21 protein-coding genes are annotated in these 22011 nt (G+C 60.8%); 8 read left to right on the plus strand and 13 right to left on the minus strand.

Annotated elements, in window-relative coordinates:
• The first annotated feature begins 11 nt into the window (after positions 1 to 11).
• Genes WV31_RS01130 through WV31_RS01150 form a run of 5 tightly spaced genes read left to right on the plus strand, consistent with a single transcriptional unit; the run spans position 12 to position 3543 of the window.
• Positions 12 to 1235 carry a glycoside hydrolase gene (locus WV31_RS01130; protein ID WP_085371945.1) on the plus strand — a complete coding sequence of 408 codons (1224 nt, stop codon included), beginning with the start codon at positions 12 to 14 and terminating at the stop codon, positions 1233 to 1235.
• 2 nt (positions 1236 to 1237) lie between these two features.
• Positions 1238 to 1891: an energy transducer TonB gene (locus WV31_RS01135; protein ID WP_085371946.1), complete on the plus strand. Its 654-nt coding sequence runs from the start codon at positions 1238 to 1240 to the stop codon at positions 1889 to 1891.
• A complete protein-coding gene (locus tag WV31_RS01140; RefSeq protein ID WP_085371947.1) occupies positions 1888 to 2688 on the plus strand; it encodes a MotA/TolQ/ExbB proton channel family protein in 801 nt (266 codons plus the stop codon). Before WV31_RS01135 ends, WV31_RS01140 begins: the two co-directional genes overlap by 4 nt.
• Positions 2688 to 3119, plus strand: coding sequence for an ExbD/TolR family protein (locus tag WV31_RS01145; protein WP_085371948.1), 432 nt, complete (start codon positions 2688 to 2690; stop codon positions 3117 to 3119). The genes WV31_RS01140 and WV31_RS01145 overlap by 1 nt, the downstream gene beginning before the upstream one ends.
• A 7-nt stretch (positions 3120 to 3126) precedes the next feature.
• Positions 3127 to 3543, plus strand: coding sequence for an ExbD/TolR family protein (locus WV31_RS01150; RefSeq protein ID WP_085371949.1), 417 nt, complete (start codon positions 3127 to 3129; stop codon positions 3541 to 3543).
• Here the strand turns inward: WV31_RS01150 and WV31_RS01155 are convergent.
• Positions 3540 to 4445, minus strand: coding sequence for a sulfite exporter TauE/SafE family protein (locus WV31_RS01155; protein ID WP_085371950.1), 906 nt, complete (start codon positions 4443 to 4445; stop codon positions 3540 to 3542). The genes WV31_RS01150 and WV31_RS01155 overlap by 4 nt on opposite strands.
• Positions 4446 to 4636: 191 nt before the next feature.
• Here WV31_RS01155 and WV31_RS01160 point away from each other — a divergent pair, with 191 nt between their 5' ends.
• Complete coding sequence (locus tag WV31_RS01160; protein WP_085371951.1) at positions 4637 to 7597, plus strand: methyl-accepting chemotaxis protein; 2961 nt, start codon at positions 4637 to 4639, stop codon at positions 7595 to 7597.
• Here the strand turns inward: WV31_RS01160 and WV31_RS01165 are convergent.
• The gene (locus tag WV31_RS01165; protein WP_168185826.1) at positions 7587 to 9506 is read right to left on the minus strand and encodes a sensor histidine kinase; all 1920 of its coding nucleotides are present in this window, start codon (positions 9504 to 9506) and stop codon (positions 7587 to 7589) included. The genes WV31_RS01160 and WV31_RS01165 overlap by 11 nt on opposite strands.
• 431 nt (positions 9507 to 9937) lie before the next feature.
• A complete protein-coding gene (locus WV31_RS01170; RefSeq protein ID WP_085371953.1) occupies positions 9938 to 10393 on the minus strand; it encodes a hypothetical protein in 456 nt (151 codons plus the stop codon).
• Positions 10394 to 10496: 103 nt separating this feature from the next.
• Here WV31_RS01170 and WV31_RS01175 point away from each other — a divergent pair, with 103 nt between their 5' ends.
• Positions 10497 to 10688: a hypothetical protein gene (locus tag WV31_RS01175; protein WP_145980696.1), complete on the plus strand. Its 192-nt coding sequence runs from the start codon at positions 10497 to 10499 to the stop codon at positions 10686 to 10688.
• Here WV31_RS01175 and WV31_RS22785 read toward each other — a convergent pair.
• From WV31_RS22785 to WV31_RS21310, 4 genes are all read right to left on the minus strand, one after another.
• A complete protein-coding gene (locus tag WV31_RS22785; protein WP_442915519.1) occupies positions 10606 to 10923 on the minus strand; it encodes a DUF6626 family protein in 318 nt (105 codons plus the stop codon). The two genes, WV31_RS01175 and WV31_RS22785, sit on opposite strands and share 83 nt — an antisense overlap.
• A gap of 691 nt (positions 10924 to 11614) precedes the next feature.
• A complete protein-coding gene (locus WV31_RS21300; protein WP_145980697.1) occupies positions 11615 to 11989 on the minus strand; it encodes a hypothetical protein in 375 nt (124 codons plus the stop codon).
• Positions 11990 to 12453: 464 nt separating this feature from the next.
• Entirely contained in the window at positions 12454 to 12942 is a 489-nt protein-coding gene (locus tag WV31_RS21305; RefSeq protein ID WP_145980698.1) for a hypothetical protein, read from the minus strand.
• 203 nt (positions 12943 to 13145) lie between these two features.
• Positions 13146 to 13829 carry a hypothetical protein gene (locus tag WV31_RS21310; RefSeq protein WP_145980699.1) on the minus strand — a complete coding sequence of 228 codons (684 nt, stop codon included), beginning with the start codon at positions 13827 to 13829 and terminating at the stop codon, positions 13146 to 13148.
• A gap of 247 nt (positions 13830 to 14076) precedes the next feature.
• On the opposite strand from WV31_RS21310, the gene WV31_RS01185 reads away from it, so the two are divergent.
• Positions 14077 to 14646: a tyrosine-type recombinase/integrase gene (locus tag WV31_RS01185; RefSeq protein ID WP_085371956.1), complete on the plus strand. Its 570-nt coding sequence runs from the start codon at positions 14077 to 14079 to the stop codon at positions 14644 to 14646.
• Positions 14647 to 14649: 3 nt separating this feature from the next.
• Here the strand turns inward: WV31_RS01185 and WV31_RS01190 are convergent, their stop codons facing one another.
• The 6 genes from WV31_RS01190 to WV31_RS01215 all read right to left on the minus strand — a co-directional run bounded on the left by WV31_RS01190 (position 14650) and on the right by WV31_RS01215 (position 21996).
• Entirely contained in the window at positions 14650 to 15996 is a 1347-nt protein-coding gene (locus WV31_RS01190) for a hypothetical protein (protein WP_085371957.1), read from the minus strand.
• A gap of 117 nt (positions 15997 to 16113) precedes the next feature.
• Complete coding sequence (locus tag WV31_RS01195) at positions 16114 to 17607, minus strand: hypothetical protein (protein ID WP_145980700.1); 1494 nt, start codon at positions 17605 to 17607, stop codon at positions 16114 to 16116.
• A 98-nt stretch (positions 17608 to 17705) separates the two neighbouring features.
• Positions 17706 to 19034, minus strand: a complete 1329-nt coding sequence (locus tag WV31_RS01200; RefSeq protein ID WP_085371959.1) for a tyrosine-type recombinase/integrase — start codon at positions 19032 to 19034, stop codon at positions 17706 to 17708.
• Positions 19035 to 19175: 141 nt separating this feature from the next.
• Positions 19176 to 19646 (minus strand): 30S ribosomal protein S9, encoded by a 471-nt coding sequence (gene rpsI, locus WV31_RS01205; protein WP_068436712.1) that lies wholly within the window; start codon positions 19644 to 19646, stop codon positions 19176 to 19178.
• A 4-nt stretch (positions 19647 to 19650) separates the two neighbouring features.
• Positions 19651 to 20109 carry a 50S ribosomal protein L13 gene (gene rplM, locus WV31_RS01210; RefSeq protein ID WP_008616760.1) on the minus strand — a complete coding sequence of 153 codons (459 nt, stop codon included), beginning with the start codon at positions 20107 to 20109 and terminating at the stop codon, positions 19651 to 19653.
• 156 nt (positions 20110 to 20265) lie between these two features.
• The gene (locus tag WV31_RS01215; RefSeq protein ID WP_237051430.1) at positions 20266 to 21996 is read right to left on the minus strand and encodes a sensor histidine kinase; all 1731 of its coding nucleotides are present in this window, start codon (positions 21994 to 21996) and stop codon (positions 20266 to 20268) included.
• Between the last annotated feature and the right edge of the window lie 15 nt (positions 21997 to 22011).

Genomic DNA, 22011 nt, shown 5'->3' on the forward strand with positions numbered 1-22011 from the left:
GAGCGCCATCCATGTCGAGCAAGATCCTTTCCCTGCTCTTCGCCGGACTGACGGTTCTGTCGGCTCCGGCGGCCGGGGCGGCGGAAGCCGGCCACAAGGGGCACGGCCCCGCCCTGCCCCCCGGTTGCTCGGCCGAAGACACCCGGCTGGCCTGCGCCACCCAGGCCACCCCCCTCCTCCTGGCCGACGGCACCCTGATCCTCGGCTGGGCGGCGGGCGGGCGGGTGATGGCGGCGCGCTCGACCGATCTGGGGGCGTCGTTCGCCCCTCCTCGGCCGCTCAATGCGGAACGCCAGACCATCGACGCCAACGCCGATGCCCGCATCGCCCTGGCCGCCGATTCCAAGGGCAGGATCTTCGCCGCCTGGGCCAGCCGCGACAAATCCTATAACGGCGCCATGGTGCTTGCCCGCTCCCTGGACGGCGGCACGACCTTCCTGCCTCCCAAATCCGTGGCTTCCGATCCCGCCAGCCAGCGCTTTCCCGCCCTCAAGGTGGACGGGCACGACCGCCTGTATCTCGGCTGGATCGACAAACGGGGCGCCGCCGCCGCCAAGGCCGCCGGCCATCCGCACAAGGGCGGCGGCCTGGGGCTGGCCTGGTCCGATGACGGCGGCGAGACCTTCGCCCATGAAGGAATCGCCCTGCCCGATGTCTGCGAGTGCTGCCGCATCGGGCTGGACCTCACCCCCGACGGTCGCCCGGTGGCCCTGTGGCGTCACATCTTCGAGCCCAATATCCGCGACCATGCCGTGATGGTTTTCGCCGACCGCGACCATCCCGGCCCCCTTCGCAAGATCGCCGAAGACAACTGGCGCATCGACGCCTGCCCCCATGTGGGGCCGTCCCTGGCGGTGGCGGCCGATGGGGCCATGCACGCGGCCTGGTACAGCGGCGGCGGCAACCGCAAGGGAGTGTTCATCGCCCAGGCCCCCGGACCGGATGCGGCCTTCTCCGCGCCGCGCCCCCTGGGCAATGCCGCACATACCGTCACCCAGCCCCACCTCCTGGCGCTCAAAGGGCGGGTGTGGCTGGCCTGGAAGGAGTTCGACGGAGAGAACACCACGGTCCAGGTCCAGTCCTCGGACGATTCCGGCCGCACATGGTCGCAGCCCCGTGGCCTGGCCCAAACGCGGGATGGTTCGGACCGGCCGATTCTGCTCGGCAACGGGACGCAAGCCTTCCTGTCCTGGATCACCGCCGCCGAAGGCTGGCGGCTGATCGCGGTGGAGTAGCCATGTACGCGGCACGCCAACGGCCGTCTTCCCAAAGGCGTCTGGCCGGTCTGGCCGGGGTGGTGGCGTTGCACGCCGCCGCCATTTACGCCCTGGCCAATGGGCTGGGGCATTGCGCCGTCGAAATCCTGAAGGCGCCGCTGGAGGCCAAGGTCGTCGCCGAACTGATCAAGCCGCCGCCGCCCAAGGTCGAACCGCCGCCGCCCCAGCCCAAAGCGGTGAAGCCGCCGCCGCCCGCCTATGTTCCGCCGCCCAAGGTTCGGGTTCAGGCGCCGCCGCCCGCCGCCATCACCGCCACCACCGACATTGCCCCCACCGCGCCCACGCCGCCCGCCGCCATCGTGGCACCGACGCCCGAGCCGGTGCACGAGGTGGTCAAGGTGCCGCCGACCCTCGACCAGAACCGCCCCTGCAAGCCGCCGCAATATCCCCTGGCGTCCCGCCGGGCCGAGGAAAGCGGGGCGGTGGTGTTGAAATTCCTGATCGAGGCCGACGGTTCGGTGATGGAAAGCGTCGTCGAGGCCTCCAGCGGCTTCGAACGCCTGGACGAGGCGGCGCGTCAGGCCCTGGCTCTGTGCCGCTTCAAGCCCGGCACCGTCGACGGCCGCCCCGAACGCTCGTGGGCCCGCATCCGCTATGTCTGGAAACTGCAATGACCGGAAACAAGACCATGCTCCGTATCGCCTTCGCCGCCCTGCCGCTGCTGCTGCTGGCCGACCCGGCCCTCGCCGGCCACGTGGAGGACGGGCACGCCGTCGCCAAGCAGGTGGTGGACAATCCTTATGGCCTGGACGCCCTGTGGGCCCAGGGTGATTTCGTCTCCAAGGGGACCCTGATCATCCTGGCCCTGATGTCCATGGCGTCGTGGTACATCCTGGTGGTCAAGCTGGTGGAGCAGGCCCGCATGATGCGCCACGCCAAGGCCGCCGCCGCCGGGTTCTGGAAGGCGGCTTCCGTGGCCGAGGGCGCCCGCGCCCTGGCCGAGGACAGCCCCTTCCGCTTCGTGGCCGCCGCCGGCATCGAGGCCGCCCAGCACCACGAGGGCTCGCTGACCGAGAAGATCGACCTGCACACCTGGGTGACCATGTCCATCCAGCGTTCGGTGAGCGAGATCGTCTCCGACCTGCAGGGCGGGCTGGCCATCCTGGCCACCGTGGGCTCCACCGCCCCCTTCGTCGGGCTGTTCGGCACCGTCTGGGGTATCTACCACGCGCTCACCGCCATCGGCATCGCCGGACAGGCGGCCATCGACAAGGTGGCCGGACCGGTGGGCGAGGCGCTGATCATGACCGCCTTCGGCCTGGCCGTGGCCGTGCCCGCCGTGCTGGGCTACAACCTGCTGGTGCGGCGCAACAAGCTGGTGGCCGAGAAGGTCAGGGCCTTCGCCGCCGACCTGCACGCGGTGCTGCTGGCCGGCTCCAACGGCGGGGCCAGCCTGCGGGTGGTGCGCTGATGGCCATCTCCTTCGGCCCGGCCGGCGAAGACGGCGACGAGGACGGCGTGATGGCGTCCATCAACACCACGCCCCTGGTGGATGTGATGCTGGTGCTGCTGATCATCTTCCTCATCACCATCCCGGTGGTGACCCATACCGTGCCGCTGCAATTGCCCAAGGAAGCCAACCAGCCCACCATCACCCAGCCCGGCAACGTCACCATCGCCGTGGATCATCACGGCACGGTCTGGTGGAACGAGGAAGGCCTCGGCAGCCGTGCCGACCTCGCCGCCCGCCTGGATGCGGCGGCGGCCAGGGCGCCCCAGCCGGAAATCCACATCCGGGGCGACAAGGACGTGGCCTACGAGCATGTGGGCCGCGTGCTGGCCGCCGCGCAACGGGCCGGCATCACCAAGGTCAGCTTCATCACCGAACCGCCGCCGCGCTGAGGTCTCCATGTTCGAAGAGCAATCAGACGACCCCGACGTGATGATCGACATCAACACCACGCCGCTGATCGACGTGATGCTGGTGCTGCTGATCATGCTGATCATCACCATTCCGCTGCAGACCCATTCGGTGAAGCTCGACATGCCCCAGGGGCCGCCGCCGCCCGCCGCCATCCTGCCCGAGGTGGTGCGCATCGACATCGACGCCCAGGGCCGGATCGGCTGGAACGGCGAACCGGTCGCCGATCGCGCCGAGCTGGACGCCAGACTGCGCCAGGCGGCCACCGCCGCCAACCCGCCGGAAGTCCACGTCCGCCCCGACAAGGCCGTCGCCTACGCCCACGTGGCCGGCGTGATGGCGAGCGCCCAGCACCAGGGCGTCACCAGGCTGGGCGTGGTGGGCGCGGAGCAGTTCCTGGATTAATCCAGCGAAAACGGGTCGTCGGGCGCCACGACCAGGGTGCCGGTCATCTCGGCGCAGACCGCCAGCACGATCAGGGCCAGCAGCAGGCGCAGTTTCTCGCCGCCCAGCTTCGCCCCCAGCCGCGAGCCGAACTGCGCCCCCACCGCGCCGCCCACCAGCAGGATCAGGGCGAGCGGCAGGTCCACCGAATGGGTGGTCAAGGCCTGCAGCAGAGTGACGTTGGCGGTGACGAAGATCATCTGGAACAGCGAAGTCCCCACCACCACGGCGGTGGGCATGCCCAGGATGTAGATCATCATGGGCACCAGGATGAAGCCGCCGCCCACCCCCATCAGGGCGGCCAGCAGGCCGCCGAAGGCGCCCACCCCCAGGGGCAGCAGGGCGCTGATGTAAAGGCCCGACCGGGGAAAGCGCGTCCGCCAGGGCAAGCCGTGCCACACATGATGGACATGGCGCTTGCCGGCGGGGCGTCCCGCCGCACCGGCCCGCATGGCCAGCAGGGTCTCCACCAGCATCAGCAGGCCCACCGATCCCAGGAAGCCCACATAGGACAGGCTGATCACCAGATCGATCTGTCCCAGGCGCTTCAACAGGGCGAACAGCCAGACGCCCGCCGCCGAACCGGCAAAGCCGCCGGCCAGCAGGAACAGCGCCATCTTGACGTCCACGTTGCGCCGACGCCAATGGGCGAACACCCCCGACACCGACGAGCCCAGGACCTGATTGGCCCCCGACGCCACCGCCACCGCCGGCGGAATGCCCAGCATGATCAGCAGCGGGGTCAGCAGGAAGCCGCCGCCCACCCCGAAGATGCCGGACAGAACCCCGATTCCCCCGCCCACCGCCAGCAGGCTGAAGACGCCCACCGATTGCTCGGCGATTGGCAGGTAGATACTGGGCACCGTTCCATCTCCTCGATCCGGTGGCCCATCCTAGCCGGCGAAGATGACGTGGAGATGACGGCGGCGCCCCGATGCCATGTTATTTCCGCATGAAAGCCTTGCCGCCATTTCTAGCCAAACGGTTAGCTAGACAGCTGTCCCTCTCGGGGCATATATACCCTCGGTATAAGACGGACGGGGAGAGGGTGCATATGCGTATCAACGAGCCGATCACCAATACCGAGATCGAACTCCCCGAAGGCACCATCCTGGTGTCCAAGACCGATCTGGGGGGCCGCATCACCTTCGTGAACCAGGCCTTCGTCGAGATCAGTGGCTTTTCCGAAGAAGAGCTGATGGGCGCGCCGCATAACATCGTCCGCCATCCCCACATGCCCGAAGTGGCCTTCGCCGATCTGTGGACCACCATCAAGGCCGGCAAGCCGTGGGAAGGCATCGTCAAGAACCGCGCCAAGAACGGCGACCATTACTGGGTCCGCGCCAACGCCACCCCGGAGATGGAAGACGGCCAGATCACCGGCTACATCTCCATCCGGACCGCCCCCTCCCGCGCCCAGATCGACGCCGCCGAGCATCTTTACGAACAGGTCCGCACCGGCAAGGCCCGCAACGTCAAGGTCGAGGAAGGCCAGGTGGTCAGCACCACCCTGGCCGCCCGCCTGGGCCGCACCTTCAACTCCATCTCCGGCCGGCTTGCCGTGATCGTCACGGTAATGGTGATGGTGATGGGCATCGTCGCCTGGTTCACCCTGGACGGAATGAACGATACCAACGAGGCGCTGAAGAGCGTCTACGAGCAACGGACCGTTCCGGCGGGCCAGTTCGTCGATATCGTCGACCGCATGCGCGAGAACATGCTGCTGGCCCAGCAGATGCAGATCGACCTGAATGGCGGCCAACCGGATTCCGTGGCCCGGCGGGTGCTCCGCATCCGCGCCAATGCCGAGCACATCGCCTCGGTGTGGAAGGCCTACCGCGCCAACCCGCTGACCGGTGAAGAGGCCGAACTGGCCGGCGATTTCGAAGCAAGGCGGGCCGACTTCGTCCAGCAGGGGCTGATGGCGGCCATCGATCTGGCGGAAAAAGGCGATGCGGCCGCGCTCAGCCGCCACAACGCCACCACGCTGTTTCCGCTGTTCGAGCAGGCCCATGAGGTTCTGAAGGATCTCCTGACCCTGCAATTGCGTCAGGCGGCGGAGCTTTACGAAGGGGCGCGCAGCGATTTCACCCACCACATGCGCCTGGGCCTGTCGACGCTGATCGCGGGAACACTGCTGGCCACCTTCATGGCCGTGGTCCTGATCCGCTATCTCCGCCGGCCCATCGCCACCCTGGAACACCATTTCGACGCCATCGCGCGGGGCGACTTCACCCACGAGATCAAGGCCGAGGAGGTCCGCGAGTTCCAGCGGTCCAGCGCCCTGCTCCGCGCCATGGAGGCCAAGCTGGCCTACAGCGTCCAGGAACGCGGCGAGAATGCCCGCAAGGCCCAGGAAAAACTGCGCACCGAGATGCTCAATCTCACCGAGCTGCTGGAAGCCGAGGTGGAGACCACGGTGGCGGAGATCTCCACCCAGGCGGAACGCCTGAAGGAAGGCGCCGCCCACCTGCTCTCCACCGCCGAGGAAGTGCGCGGCAAGTCGGAAACCGTGGCCCACGCCATCGAGATCACCAGCGGCAACGTCCAGACCGTGGCCGGCGCCACCGAGGAGCTGGAGGCCTCGTCGCGCGAGATCACCTCGCGCATCCAGCGCAGTGCCGAGCACAGCGCGGCGGCCCGCCAGCGGGTGGACGACGCCAGTTCCAGCGTCGGAACCCTGACCGAGGCCACGGCCCGCATCGGCGACGTGGTCAGCCTGATCCAGACCATCGCCGGGCAGACCCGCATGCTGGCCCTGAACGCCACCATCGAGGCGGCCAGGGCCGGCGACGCGGGCAAGGGCTTCGCCGTGGTGGCCTCCGAGGTCAAGGGGCTGGCCGAGCAGACCGAGGACGCCATCGGCCGCGTCAACGCCCAGGCCCGCGACATCGAAACCACCACCCAGGCGGCGGTCGCCACCGTTCAGGCCGTGGCCGACACCATCTCCGACATGGAGCAGATCGCCACCCAGATCGCCGCCTCCACCGACGAGCAGCGCGCCGCCACCGGCGAAATCATGTCCAGCGCCGTGCAGGCCGCCGACCATACCCGCGACGTGGCCCAGGCCGCCGCCGACGTGCTGAAGGCGTCCCAGCAGACCGGCCTGACGGCCCGCAAGGTCAGCGAGCTGTCCATGCTGGTCAACCACGACATCGGCGCCCTGCAGCGCCGCCTCAACGTCATCCTGCGCACCTCGTACGGCGGCAACCGCCGCGCCGTCGATCGCATCCCCGCCTCGCTGGAATTCACCGCCGATTTCGCCGGCCATACCTTCAGCGGCCATACGGGCGACATCTCGGTGATGGGCGCCCTGCTGGTGGTGGGCAACGCCCCCAGGCTGGAAGGCGAAGTGGGCACCATCACCTTCCCCGGCATCGGCGAAATCCCCACCAAGGCCATCCTGGGCAGCAAGCTGGGCATCCAGTGCCAGTACCTGAAGGTGGGCTCGGAGACCAGACGAAAGCTGAGCGAAGCCATCGAAGCCGCCCAGGCCAAGGACACCCCCTTCATCGACGCGGCCCGCAAGGCCGCCGCCGATGTGGCCCAGGCCTTCGAGCAGGCGGTCAACGCCGGCCGCATCAGTCTGGCCGACCTGTTCGAAAGCGAATACACCCCCATTCCCGACACTGATCCCCAGCAGATGCTGGCCCGGCACAGCGACCTTACCGATCTGGTGGTGCCCGGCATCATCGAGCCGGTGCTGGCCTCCGACCCGCGCGGGGTGTTCTGCTGCGTCGCCGATCGCAACGGCTACATCGCCACCCACAACAAGATCTATTCCCAGCCCCAGCGCCCCGGCGACACGGTGTGGAACACCGCCAACAGCCGCAACCGCCGGATGTTCGACGACCGCACCGGCATCCTGGCGGCCCGCAACACCCGGGAATACCTGGCGCAGACCTATGCCCGCGACATGGGCGGCGGCAATTTCGTGGTGCTGAAGGAAGTCGACTGTCCGATCTTCGTGGGAAAGCGCCACTGGGGCGCCATCCGCTACGGCATCAAGCTCTGAGCGGAACCACCACCGCGAATTCGGCGCCCCCGCCCGCGCGGGGGCGGCAGGATGCGCTGCCGCCGTGCATCTCGGCGATGGCCTTGACCAGATGCAGGCCGATGCCGGTGCCGGGAATCCCCCTGGCGGCCGAGCCGCGGTAGTACTTTTCGAAGACCCGCTCGGCTTCGGCGTCGGGAACGCCCGGCCCCCGGTCCGCCACCAGCAGTTCCAGCCGCTCGTCGCGCCCCCGGGCCTGAATCTCCAGCGTCTGGCCGGCGGGCCCGTAGCGCCTGGCGTTGTCGATCAGGGCGTCGAGGGCGATTCCCAGCAATTCGGCATCGGCGACGCAGTATTCGGGCAGATCGGAGACGGTGACGACGATGTCGCTGTGACCGGGCTCGCGGTTGCGTTCCACCACCCGCTCCAGCAGGTCGGCGGGCGCCATGGGCTGCAATCGCAGGGCCAGCACCGTGTCGCGCTCCCCCGCCAGGCAGGTCTCGATCAGCTTGACCAGCCGGCGCACCGCCCGGCGGATGGCGGCGAAGCGCTCGGACACCTCGGGGCGCACCCGTCCCAAATCCAGTTCCACCACCTGGACCGCGCTGTCGATGATGGCCAGCGGCGTCTTGAACTCGTGGGCCACCATGTCGAAGAAGGTGCGCAGCCGCTGGCGCGAGACCTGTTCGCCGACCAGCGCCGCCTCGGCCTGAAGGCGGGCCTGCTGGATCAGGCGAAGCCGATAGGCCAGGGCGGCACTCAGCAGGGCGACGTGAAGAATGCTGGCCCCGATATCCATGCTGCGCCCAAGATCGGCGGGGACCAGGGGGGTGATCCGGGCGGCGACCTCCATGGCCCAGGCCAGCACCACGGGCAGGAAGGCCAGCATGTAGATGCGGATCACCACATCGTCGTGCTGGCGCAGGGCCTGGCGGACGCCAAGGATCATGCCGGCCACCCCACCCGCCGCGACCAGCGCCTGGGTCGGCAGCACCACCAGATTGAAGGCCGGTTGCAGCACCAGCAGCATTCCCGCAAGGATCAGCCCCGCCCCGCCCATGAACAGCCGGTGCATGAGGGGAAAGACCCGGCCGAGATCGAGAACGCGGTCCCACAGCATCAGCAGGGCAGCCCCGCCCCCCAGCAATCCGATGCCGCTCAGCACATAGTTGGAATCGCCACCGGCGGCGGGAAAGATCAGGGGGGCGAGGCCGGTATGGACCATGCCCCGGCAGAAGATGGTGGCCACGTAGGCGGCATAGGCCAGGATCGGCCCGTCCCGCAGCCAGGCGCCGAACAGGGCCGACACCACCGCCACCACGAGAAGCGCCCCCATGTGCAGGCCATAGATGGCCGAACGCCGGGCTTCCTCCTGGATCAGGGCCGCCGGCCGCCACAGGGCCGCCTGCTCCACCCGGATCTTGTGATGGGAGGCAAGACGCAGATGAATGGTCACCGGCCGGCCTTCCGGCAGGGTCAGGCGGGCGGCATGCAGTCCGGTGGCCAGGTCCAGCTCGCCATTGGGAATGCGACGGCCCAGCCGCGTCTCACTCACTCCGCCGCCGGCATCGGCATCCGGGGCGTAGACCCGCACGTCGTCCATGTCCGGCTCGCCAAAGGCCAGAATCCACTCCGCCGGCTGCCCCGTATCGCGCATGGCCTGGAAGCGCAGCCACAGAACGCCGGTGGTGATGGGGGGAACATGGGGCGAAAACGCCTTTGCCGCCATGTCGACGAGCGTGGCGGAGCCGTCATCCTGGGCATAAGCCGTCATCCGGCCGTCCAGGGAATAGGACGGAGCGGCACCGGTCAGCGCCACCACCGGCGACGCGGTATCGGCGAGGCCCGCGCCGGGAATCGACAGCCACAGTGTCGCCAGGGCGGCGAACAGCCACCCCCGTCCCCGCTGCCCCGCCTGCCGACCGGTCATCCCGCTCCGCTCCATGCCCTAAAGGGGACGAACCTTAACATTTGCACTTCCGCCGCCACAATCCGCTGAAGGTAAGGATTGCCGGACAGGAAAAAGGGCCCGGAGGAAACCTCCGGACCCTTGATCTTTTCGGCTTTCGCCAAACCCAGATTAACGCTTGGAGAACTTACTAGTCGAAGCATATCTTATAGAATCAATATGTTATATTAGGATTTTTTTCCTTGTGTCGAAAATGTAAAATTTTCCAAAATCGATGCATCACCTAAATAATAAGCCGATTTTCCGCTCATACAGGAGCGTTGTCGATTTTAAGCTTAAACGGTGCGGGCACGCGCTAAATCACGCTGCATGAGCTTTAAAACGCGATGCCGGGCGAAAAAAGTAAAGGAGGGACAAAGCCCTCCTTTTGAAAAAGCTAACGATGTAGCGGTCTACTTCACGGTCATGCGCTTCCGCGCTTCCGTGGCGGCGGCTTCCAGCACCTTGTCCAGTTCACCGGCGATCACCGCTTCACGGACCTGGTTCAACACGGTGCGGACAGCTTCCAGCGACTTCCCAGCCGCAATGGACGGCTTGCCCTTCGCCAGTTCCAGCGGCTTGTTGGCATACCGGATGGTGACGAAGAACTCGCCGTTCTGTTCAAACCACCACGGACGGACGTCGATTTCCTTGGACAAGCGGTTGCGCTGGCCGCTCTCGTCCTTCACATAGGTCTTCTTGCCGATGGTGTAGTGGGTGGTTCCCTGGATATGGGCATCCACGGCGGCGATCTGGTGGTTGAGGTTGACCACGAACTTGCCGCGAGCACGGTCAATGGTGCTCACCGTATTCCGGGTGTTCTTCGGGGCCTCGACATTGGACAGGGCCAGGGTCTTGAGAATGGACATGATGTTGCTCCGACAGCGTTGAATAATGCTGTTGGCAACGTCACCCCTTTTTCAGCGCAGGTCTCCCCGGTTCGTCCTAAATATGTTGAAAGGGGGAACGACCATGACCGACGACGCTTGCTTTGAATTTTTGAACGACACGCCAATTCCAACCATCCTGGACAACGACCAGTTCGTTGGGGATTTGGTTGGGATGCGGATCAAGGTGATGCTTAAGCATCCAATCGACGGCGCGGTAAACGGTCCAATGACTGTCTGTAGACAGCGGCCCATAACGTGTCCGACAACCGACTGATCTCGTCCGCCGCGCCCAGCAGATTTCCATGCTTCTTTGCGTGCAGAGCTTGTCCGGTTTGATGCAGGCGGGATGCTAATGAAGCCAAAGCCTCCAAGCTGATCTCACGTCCCATTGCACGTTGGGTCCTGGCATAGCTGGGGCTCTTCAACAGGTATCGGGTGGATAGGTCGTCCCAACTGGTTATCAAATTTGCACGTTTCAACGTGTCGTAGGCTTCTTGCAGGTAATTCATGCGGTTTCCTCGATGTTCAACGGTGGCCTTGTTGCCACCCTTCAAGGGTATTTATCGAAAAAATGTTCAATTGGTGTTCATTTTGAGCGGGTTTGCTCTGGTGCGGGCTAAATACATTTACGGGTGAATGCATCCGTTATAACCATCCAGTAGATCAAGCTTGCCAACTACGCAGGCCCAATGGCGACAGCAACAACCGGACAACAGACGGGCGCTATAAGTGAGGGTGGCACGAAGGAACATCGGTTGAAGTTCGTCATTTAACGCTCGTCACAGAGCTCTTCATCCGGTCGCCACCTAAACCGGCACACCACAGTGATGCTGTGTTGAAGATGACAAGGGGTGCGCTGTCACGAACGACAACACCCAAGGCTGTTGATGCTTAGAGCGTCCGGTATCATCAGCCCTCCGCGTGACCGTCGATGCGACGGTGAAGGAACGGGATCACAGGACTGGTAAAGCACGTCACCAGTTTAACGCCCGTGCGATTGCTCCAACTCAAGCTCATTTCATGTGTTGCCGTCCTTCTCCCCAAAATGGGGGGGAAGGATTTCAATCTTAGCTATTTCATGGATACGGAAGCATTCGCTTCCTTGAAAATATTATTAGAAAATAAGGTGATGAAAATGACACGGAAGCTGTTTGCTGGCGGCGTAAGCCCGACACGAAACAGCGACGTGAGCTAACCGCATCAGCGGTTGGCTATAGAACGTTTCACATAACGAATAGCCATGTCGTCCAGCTTGGCCTGTAGCTTTTCACGTCGAGATATACGGGATTGCATGTCACCGATATCACGTTGCTCGGCTTGTGCATGCCCCCCATACATCAACCCACGAAATGCTGTCAGTTTTTGCTGTGCTTCCAGGTAACGCTGACGCAACAGCTTCATTCTGTGGACGTGTTTCAATGTCAGCTTTGGTGGCTGGTTGGGTATAGTCACGACACGTCCAGTTTCGTGATCGACAGACCGGATCGGTTTCTTACGGACTTTCAGCCTGTTGAATTTCACGTCATAGGACAGATCGGCGGACAGTGGTGTTTGGATGATTTCATAAAGACGCATGTTGATGCCCTCGGTTTGAGGGTATTTATTCAACTTGAAAGGTGAGAGTGTGTGAGCATACCTGATCCTACCCGCGCCCCTACATGCTCTACAAGTAAATGCTTCCGTAAATACGCCAAAATTCCATAAGTCATCGACTAATTGTGTAGCCGTATTTCCTCGCCATGCAATCTCTGGTGTTGTCTCCAACTATAATTGGGTTATTTCCAAAGCCCTGCGCTCTCGTTTTCTGTAATGCGAGAGTCTCGCAGTCGTACTGGTCGGCTGCTTGCTCAGCAGCTGTCTTATTTGGGTGAGAAATTTTATACGGCGCGCATGCAGCAACTAGAAGCAGGATTACACAGGTTGTCATCAATGGCATTTTCATTTACTTGACTCCATATGGGACCGGAAAATTTTTAAGGAAAGTAACTTGGCGCAGCCTTGGTAAAATCCTCTAATCCTGGAAAGCAAGTGTGTGTCGCTTACTTAAATAGGCCATCGCACTGCGGATAAAATTTGAAAAATATATCTACATACTTTAAGTCGGCGATGGTAGCGGTGGCATAATATGACTTCTTGCCGTTATTGCTCTCGATATGTATTTCAGAAGAATATGGAACACTGCCGACGTAGCCACCATAGCTATTCTTTGCGTTAACCTCGCCGCAGGCGGAAAATACATTTTCCACACCAGTTTCTCCGACAAAGTAATGTTTGAACCTTGCGGACTCAGGGTCTTTAAGCTTGCCTCGTAAAGAATCCTCAATTGCTTTCTGAATTTCCATCGACATCTGCATTTTATGGGAGACAACATACCGTGCAGTACTTTCTCGTGCAGCCTGCTTTTCCGCCTCCTCTGCCTGTCTTCTGGCAGCAGCCTGTTGAGCATACACATCCGATTGATTGCGGTGTGCGCAGGATGTTAAGGCTATGCACGCAATTGACAGAAGGACGATTTGACGGATCAACATCACCTCCATTAAACCCGGATATCGCTAATTGGCAATCTATCCGCCCCATAGTTACGGAAGATTGTCCCAATTTCAACCGCGAAAGTTGAGATGGTATGGCGGCAGAGATTGTTACTGCAAAGCCACGGATTGAATAGGGCTACTGCCTTTAGTCACGGCCTGATCAGCCCTCACGTTTTCCTTAGTGCCCTTAAGCTTCTTCATTAGTAGTTACCATCATTGGGAGCGCCATGGATCAGGAAATCTCGATCTTTGATTTCCCAGCAATGCTTGCGAGTGTGTCGATTCATAATTTTGCTCAGGATGAAAGCAGAATCTCGAATACTAAAATACTTGCCAGGTATCGGAGATTTCATGCTGTCTGGAACATCCCTGACACTGTCCATGTAGCTTTCGATTGCATTGAAGCTGCGGGTAATAGAACAAATCTCTTGAATTGCTTCGGGTGGAAAATCGGATAGATTTTCCCATAGTTCATTCAACTGTGGTGGTCTGGTAATGGAAATCTCTGAGGCGGACACCTTTCCGGGGATGGAGCTTCCTTCAACCACCACCGAGAATATAAGGCGGGGCGCTAGCTGATTCAGCGGATGGTGTTCAAGCAGGTTGTAGGCCATATGCTCGGCCTTCAAATAAAGATTCAGTCGGCGGCGCTGGTCATCGTTGCGCGCCCGCTCCCAAGCTTGTTCTACCGATGCCATAGCTCCCCGGTAAGCCAAGGCTCCGGCAATGAGCGCCAGTATCCCGGCGAACAAAGTCGCCAATCCTTGGTCAAGTGGTAGTTGCATCCATTTTGGCAACCATCTAGCCAAGCCGTCGGATGTTAACATAACGCCAATGGCAAGGGTCAAAGCAGATAGAATATATGGTATTCGGCTCGTGCTCATTAGCCCTCCCTGGCATGGTAGGGATTTCAAGAAAGCTATTCTTCAGGGTTGCTGCCGCGATAATAAAATTTATTTGGCAGCCTCATCTCCAAGCCAAAGTGCCTGGGCTTTGTAAGGTTATCTAATTCCAAAACCATAACCAAGCGCGGATTTCCGCCATTTTCAAAGCCCGATATCGGGGAGACCTCGGCAAAAGGTTATGTGACACTACCCATAGAATGAAAACATAACATTATGGGTGTTCGTCATGTCGCAAGCCAAAGTCCTGTCCGAAGCCGAGATGAAGCGCGTGCTGGCTGTGGTCGCCCAGCACGGCGTTCTTTCCACCCGTAATCGCCTTGCTGTGTTGCTGTCGCACTGGGCGGGCATGCGGGCCGGTGAAATCGCGGCCTTAAAAATTATGGACGTCGTTAATGAAGGCGGTGCGGTTCGTGATCGCATCCATCTCGCTGCCAACCAAACCAAGGGCAAGCGTGGCCGCACGGTGTTCATCAACAGCAAGCTCCAGCGCGAGATCGCTCGTAACCTTGAACAACGTGAATGGACGGACGAACGCAAGCCGCTGATCCGCAGCCAAAAGGGCGGACACTTCACGCCGACCACGATGGTGATGCTGTTCCGCCGCATCTACGATGAAGCGGGTTTGACGGATGCACGCTCACACAGCGGGCGTCGGTCCTATTTGACGACGCTGGCGAACAAGGGTGTGTCCGTGTTCGTCCTTCAACAACTGGCGGGACACCGGAGCATTCAAACCACCCAGCGTTACGTCACGGTCAACGAAGAGATGATGGTAAAAGCCGCTGAATTGGCATGATAGCTACTCCCGGAACGGATAGAAAATAACTTCCAGTTCATTCGCACTGTAACGCGCCAGTTCACGGCTTCTGTTTCGTGGTCCCAACGCAATGCACGTTGAAAATAGCTGTGCCGCCTTAGCGACGTGATCGAGGTAGTCCTTACGTTTCAATCCGACGAGGTGCTCGCTGTCCTGTATTCCTTCCGCCAACTTTATCAGCCGCCCTAGATTTCTCACGTCGTCTTTTACCGTGTGCCTGTAAACGCCTTCGGCCTCGTCCAAGGCACTCAGCAAGTGCTCTCGGAATCTAGCTTGATGGATAGCTCCCGCACGATCTGCACGAAGATTTGCATCCTTCATGGCTTCCGTCATCGCCCATATGTTTTGGGCCATAACCATGCACTGGGCCAAATAGTCCCCAGGTCGCAAGTCATCCCAGCAAACTCCTTCTTTTCCATACCCCATGATCGGACTTTCAGCCGGGACACGGGCATTGTAAGGGGGCATGCCTTTACCCGCGTTGACCGACACCATGCGGAACAAGTTTTCATCATGCAATTGCTCGTGGCCCGTAAACATCGTCCAATTCGTCATACCCGAGAATGCGTTGGACGCATCGAAGGTGATGGTGATGTTCGGGTTTACATGGTGTCGGAGCAACTTCTGTATGTGGCTGAACAACACAGCGTGATGGCCTGTGCCGACTTTAAAAAAGTGTAGGATCTTCTCACCCTTCGCCAACTGTCCGTCGTCAATCATTTGAGCAAGTATATAAAGCAACAAGTCGATTCGCTTGGACATGCCGCCGCCAAAGCCCCAGCCAGCATGGGGGTAGTCCTTCATGGCGCCGTAGTATTTCAACACCGTCTCTTCGTCGGTGCCCTGTAGAATCACGATGAGTTTTGTGCTCGGTTGCTTTCGCTTGAATTGCTCATCCACATTGAACATTTGCTGTTGAAAGCACTTGTCGATGTTCTGTGTGGTGTATCCGGTCCCAAAGTAGGGATGGCCGGGATTCTTTTTTCCAGGGTCCAGGGCATAGAGCGGAATGTCGAGAATGGTTGCCCAGTCAGCAATCCCCTCTTGCCATTCCAAGTTTCGCCGGATCATGTCCCTCGTCTTGTCACCGCGCTCGGACCAGTCGAAGTCCTTAAACACGCCGCTGTTCGTGGCGATTTGAAAGGCTCCGCTGTCAGCTACGATTCGTGCAAAGGACGGACGGTCATACAATGCACGGAATGTCTTGCGGCTCTTGGCTTCATCCCAGATTCCATGCCCCGCGCTAAACAAGAAGAACGGGTAAAAGAACTCGCCGTTGTCGGCATCAAACGGATTCAGTTCACCGATGTTGTTCAGCCAATTGGGCATAGTGCCCCGTTGACGGAGAGCACTTAGGCTTTCCTTGCTGATGAATTTTGCAAATCCATCGTTCATGCTCGGTAGAAAAACGGCGTGTTCGTTGCCAGTGGGTATCATCCCGGCACACTATTCCCCAATCTTGAACAATGTGGAGGGCTTCTTGCCTTCCTTAACAGCCAATTGCGCTGTCCAAGCTACATAATCGGATACAGCAACAAACTCGGCACCTGCTGGACAGCTTCGTTGTTTCAGCGTGTTCGCCCCCTTCACCAACTTGCTCAACAGCGTGCTTCCAACACCTTTCCGAATGGGTGCCTTGTGGCTGGCGTCCGTGGAGAAATCTGTTTCGGTATCCTTGTTCCGTTCCGCCACCTTCTTTGCGTCATCAACGGTAATGTCGATCTCAGCCGACCATTTTGTGCTTTCATTGAATTCAGCAATAGGACCGGCAGGAACAACGGCCAGTGGCAACGTAATCTCACCATCAGTCTTTGTTGCCGCAGCTGGCACCCGGAATTCCCCACTTTGAGCTTTGCCCTTGTTTTGCACCGTCAAGGTGCCCTCAACGCTACCGTCAACAGGCTTCACGACGATACCGTTTGCACTAGCCTCCCAGGTCCACAGCTTCTTGCTCTTCAACCCCTTCAATGCGGCGGCAAGTGTGACACGGGTGGCCTTGTCGATGGCAGACTGGCCCATTGGCAAGTACGGGATAGGGCCGAACGATCCGACAATGACAACGGATGCTGTTGTTCCAGGCTCAACAATTTTCACCCGGCAACCGCTCGCGTCATTGGTGATGATCGCAACAGCCTTGGTGCCTTTAATGCCGCCCATCATGCTCAAGATGCGGTCCAACTCCGGCGCATTCGTTCCGGTTGGGGTTGGCAACAAGCGGACAAGCCTTTGAGAAACAGCTTCGGATTGATCATTGGCCAAACCGATCGGTATCACGGTCCCGTTCTCGTCAATTTCCACATACATGGTGTGCTTACCGGGCTTGATTCCGTGCCGCCCCATGTCTTGGATGGATATTGTTTGGTCCCCAAATCCAAATTGTTGGCGTAGCTGGCTCACCGCCGTTTGAAGCTGTTCCTCAAACCGAGCTTTCAGTGCCTTCTCTTGCTCGGGTGTAAGGTCGCTTTCGGAGGTGGATGGATGACGATTGCGGTATGCGTCAACGGCCTTGTCCACACCACCCAGCTTGTCCAGCCAACCAACAAAATCTTTGGCCGCGACATTGTCCTCCTTGGCCAAAGCAAACATTGTCGCGTATTTGTTGACGCGAGAATCGTCCACAACCCAGTGGGATTTTCCATCCTCAGTCGCCATAACCCCAGTAGCCAGTTTTACCGGCAATATGAATGGATTGATCGGCTGGCCTTTGTAGGTTTCACGGACGATGATTCCGTTGTTCGCACAAAACTTTGTTAGGCCACTACCCTTTTCCAGCGCGGTCAAACAAAGATCGTAGATCGCGGCATAGGCCGCTCGGGATGCGGCATGACTGGTGCGGATAGCATCACAAGCCGCTATCAGCTTGTCCTTCAGCGAGATCGGTATGTCTTTGAGATCAACCGGCGACGCAACCGTCTTCTCCGCAACATTCGTGCTGGTCATGCTATTCCCCGCAAGCTGCATTTTGGGCTCACGGGATTATGCCAGGGTAATGACCGACGGAACAGCACCCTCAAACTTCAATCTCGCTTAAGTGAGATTCAAGCTTCATTCTCCGTCGGGGCCGTCAACAGCCTCTCAAGGGTTTGGGTCAAAGCAACCGAAGCATCTTGATCGGATGAGGCCCAGACGTTTTCGAAATGATTGTCCGGCACAAAAGATAGCTCATCCTCTTTGTGTTCGTTTGCAATGTGGTCGTAGTGCTCTTGAATTTGTTTAACGCTCGATCCGGTATTGCGTGCAACGTCTTCAATACTCATGCCTGCCAGCAGGCGATAGGTTATGAAGCTGTGACGAAGGCTGTAGAGAGTTCGATTGCGGCCATGAGGGTCTTTCAACAAGCCTGCTTCTTCTAAAACTTGGCAAAATAGCTTGTGCGACTGGGCCATCGGTTCGCCGTTGTATCCGGCAAATACATATTCGGTCTTTCTATCGACGGGTTTGTCCGGGTGTCGCTGGTGGCGAAGAATGGCCGCATCCGAACTATACTGAATCGCGGTTTCAAGGGGCACGCGATCACGGTCTTTGTATCCGGTTTTGGTGGCTTTTGGGATTATGACCTTTAGTCGGCCCTTCTCTGTGACGCCCAGGTTTATCCAGCGCAAATTAAAGACTTCATTTGGCCGCAAACCGCTGCTCATCAAAAAGCCGACCAAGCAATAAAGCATTTTTCGTTGATGTTGATGGAATGCGTTGTATCCGCCCTCTTTCCACTTTTGCATGTGGGCGCGGAGTTTCTCCCATTCATACATCTCGAAATGTGGACGGCGTTCAGGCAGCGGATCGGAATCGTCCTTATTTATAGTGATCAGCGGCATGTGGGGAATGTAGCTGTTCACCTTCATGTATTTGAACATTTGAGTGAGCAACGACTTTTCCATATCCAGCGTCTTCTTGCTTGGATGAATGGCCGCATTTGCAGGAAGTTTACGCGTTGATCCCGGCCCTTCGGTGTAGTAGGTCCGTCTAAAAAGCCAATATGCCGCTATCTTGCGTTCGTCGATGTCTTCAATGAAAGAATCACCAAAATGCGAGAGAAAATAACGCTCTCCCGTACCCTTATGAAGTTTATGGCGGTGGATGCTTAGTGTTTTCTGGACGTGCGGCAACCACTCGCTTTGCCAAAATGTTCGGAACGTCCGACGTTGCAGTGGTAGCTTTTGCCGCACCCTGAAGCTGAGGTCGTCATAGAGGTCGCGGGCAAAGATCAGTGCGTCTTCATAGTCCGTCGTTCCACAGGAGCGGACCACATAGCCCTTGTAGCCACGAATATTGAGACGGCATTGCCATATGGGCTTTTTGACGCCGCCACGGCGGTAGAGCTTGCCGCGTCCGCCCAGTATGTCTTTTTCGTCGCTGTAGAACGACATGCAAAAAGCCCTCGGGTGTGAAGCATTTGTAAAAAATGCTAACCCGAGGGCTTAATGTTTTCAACCGCTTGTGAAGAATCCGTGAAGCGGTTTTTTTAGCCAATTTCAAGCGTAACCGTTTGAAAAATATGAATAACCGGTTTAGCGCTTGGAGAACTGGGTCGAACGACGGGCCTTGTGCTTGCCGTACTTCTTGCGCTCGACCACGCGGGGATCGCGGGTGAGGAAGCCGCCGGCCTTCAGCGCCGGGCGCAGGCCCGGATCGAAGAAGGTCAGCGCGCGGCTGATGCCGTGGCGCAGGGCGCCGGCCTGACCGGACAGACCGCCGCCGTTGACGGTGCAGTGCACGTCGAACTGGTTCTCGACGCGGGCGGCCTCGAACGGCTGGTTGATGATCATGCGCAGCACCGGACGGGCGAAGTACACGGGCAGTTCGCGACCGTTGACGATGATCTTGCCGGAGCCGGGCTTCACCCAGACGCGGGCGACGGCGTTCTTGCGCTTGCCGGTGGCGTAGGCGCGGCCCTGGGCGTCAACCTTGCGCTCGTGCACAGGCTGGGCCTGGACCGGCGAGGCGGCCTTCAGGTCGGCCAAGCTGGAGAGATCGGCCATGGGACTACCTCTTGTTCTTCGGGTTCATGGACGCAACGTCCACCACCTCGGGCGCCTGGGCCTCGTGCGGGTGGGCGGGGCCGGCATAGACGCGCAGGTTCTTCATCTGCTGACGGCCGAGCGGACCACGGGTGATCATGCGCTCCACGGCCTTCTCGATGACCCGCTCGGGGAAGCGGCCGGACAGCAGCTGACCCATGGTACGGTCCTTGATGCCGCCGGGATGGCCGGTGTGCCAGTAGAAGCGCTTGTCGGCGAGCTTGTTGCCGGTCAGCTTGACCTTCTCGGCATTGACGATAATCACGTTATCGCCCATGTCCACGTGCGGGGTGTAGGTCGGCAGATGCTTGCCGCGCAGGCGCATCGAAACGATGCTGGCCAGGCGGCCGAGCACGACGCCGTCCGCGTCGATCACGACCCACTTCTTCTCAACTTCGGACGGTTTGGCGTTAAAGGTCTTCATGGCACCCACGGCAAAACCAGTTGGCGATGCCCCGAAAAGCCGGGGCGTCGAGGGCGCGGAGTATGCCACAGCGGACGCATGAGTCAACAGCATTTAAATCGTTGTAAATCAACAACTTAGTGAAACGGTATTATAATACCGCGCTGGAGACCCGCTCTAGGCCTTGGGAACCACCACCCCGAAGCACGAGCCTTTTCCGGGAATGGAGCGCAGTTCGAGGGGATGGTCCAACAGGGTGGCCATGCGCCGCACCACGCCGAGTCCCAGGCCCAGTCCGCGGCTGCCGCCCCGTTCGGCCGGGCTGTCCAGGCGGACGAAATCCTCGAACACCGCCTGCATCTTGTCGGCGGGGATGCCGATGCCGGTATCGAGAACCTGGATCACCACCCGCCCGCCCCGCCGGCGGCAGCCGATCAGCACGCGCCCGCTTTCGGTATAGCGGACGGCGTTGACCAGCAGGTTGCGCAGCAGGCGTTCCAGCAGCACCGGGTCGCTTTCCACCTGAGCCGAGGTGGGAACCGCCCCGATGGCCAGGCCCTTGCGGCTCGCCTCGGGCTCGATCTGATCCACCAGCCCGGCCAGCAGGGGCATCAGGCGGAAACCGCTGACATTGGGCTTGATCTTGCCGGCCTCCAGGGCCGAAACGTCCAGCAGGGTGGCCAGCAGGGAATTGGTCGCCTCGATGCTCTGGCGCAGGCGGTCGACCACCTTCAGCTTGCGCGGGTCATCCTCCACCTGCCCGGCCAGCACTTCGGCGAACATGCCGGCGGCCTGCAGCGGCTGGCGCAGGTCATGGGAGGCGGCGGCCAGGAAGCGGGTCTTGCTTTCGTTGGCGAGGCGGGCCTCGTCGGCGCGCTGCTCCGCCTCGGCGGTGCGGACCCGCACCTTCTGCTCCAGCGAGGCGATGGCCTCCTCCTCGCGGTTGAGCGCCCGGAAGGTGGTGGCGGCCATGCCCCCCAGGCCGAGCAGCACCACCGCCATGGCGGTCGCGATGACCAGCGCGGTCTGCTTCCACGGGGCAAGGATGTCGTCCACCGCCATGCCGGCGCTGACCATGACGTCGAACTCGGTGAGCTTGCGGTACGAAACCACCCGCTCCACCCGATCCACCGGCGAATGGATGCGGATGGTTCCCACCCTCTGTTCGGCCGCCGCCGCCAGGATGGGGTTGTTGGGAGTGGGCCGGCCCACGTAGTTCTCGGGGTTGGGCTGGCGCAACATGATCCGCCCGCCGGTATTGGCCCCGATATAGGCGGACGGCCCCAGCCCCAGGGTGTTGTAGAAATCGGTGAAGAAGTTGGCGTAGACCCCGACGATCACCAGGCCGCCGAAACTTCCGTCCGGGGCGTTGATCCGCCGGCTGACGGTGAACACCGGCACCAGGCTGTAGGACCCCATGACCATGGGTCCGATCACCCGTTCGGCCCCGTCGCGGTGGGCGGAAAAGTAGTCGCGGCCGGCATAATTGACGTGCCCGCCGGCCCGGGGCGGCCGCGACGCGGCGGTCACGTCGCCCTTGGCATCCACCACCAGCATGGCGCCCCGCTGGACCAGCCCCGATTCCAGGCTGGCCAGCTCCCGCTCGATCTCGGCCTTGGACATCCTACCGGCCATAAAGGCCTCGGCGGACGGCACCAGCCGGGCCAGGGTGGCATCGGTGCTGCCGAGCATCCGGGTCAGATTGTCGTCCAGCAGCCGCGCGGCGCCGGAGGTGGACGATACCGCCTTCTCGAAAGCGGCTTCGCGCAACTCCACCAGCAGGGAGACGGCTCCGCCCATCAGCAACACCACCATGACCGCCATCAGCAGGCGCAGACGGCGGCGGAGCTCTCCCGGCGTGCGCCGGTCGGCGGCAGGAATGGCGGCACAGACGGGCCCGGAGTTCACCGAGACGTTTCCTTG

The sequence above is a fragment of the Magnetospirillum sp. ME-1 genome, from assembly GCF_002105535.1.
In the GTDB taxonomy this organism is placed as follows: Bacteria; Pseudomonadota; Alphaproteobacteria; order Rhodospirillales; family Magnetospirillaceae; genus Phaeospirillum.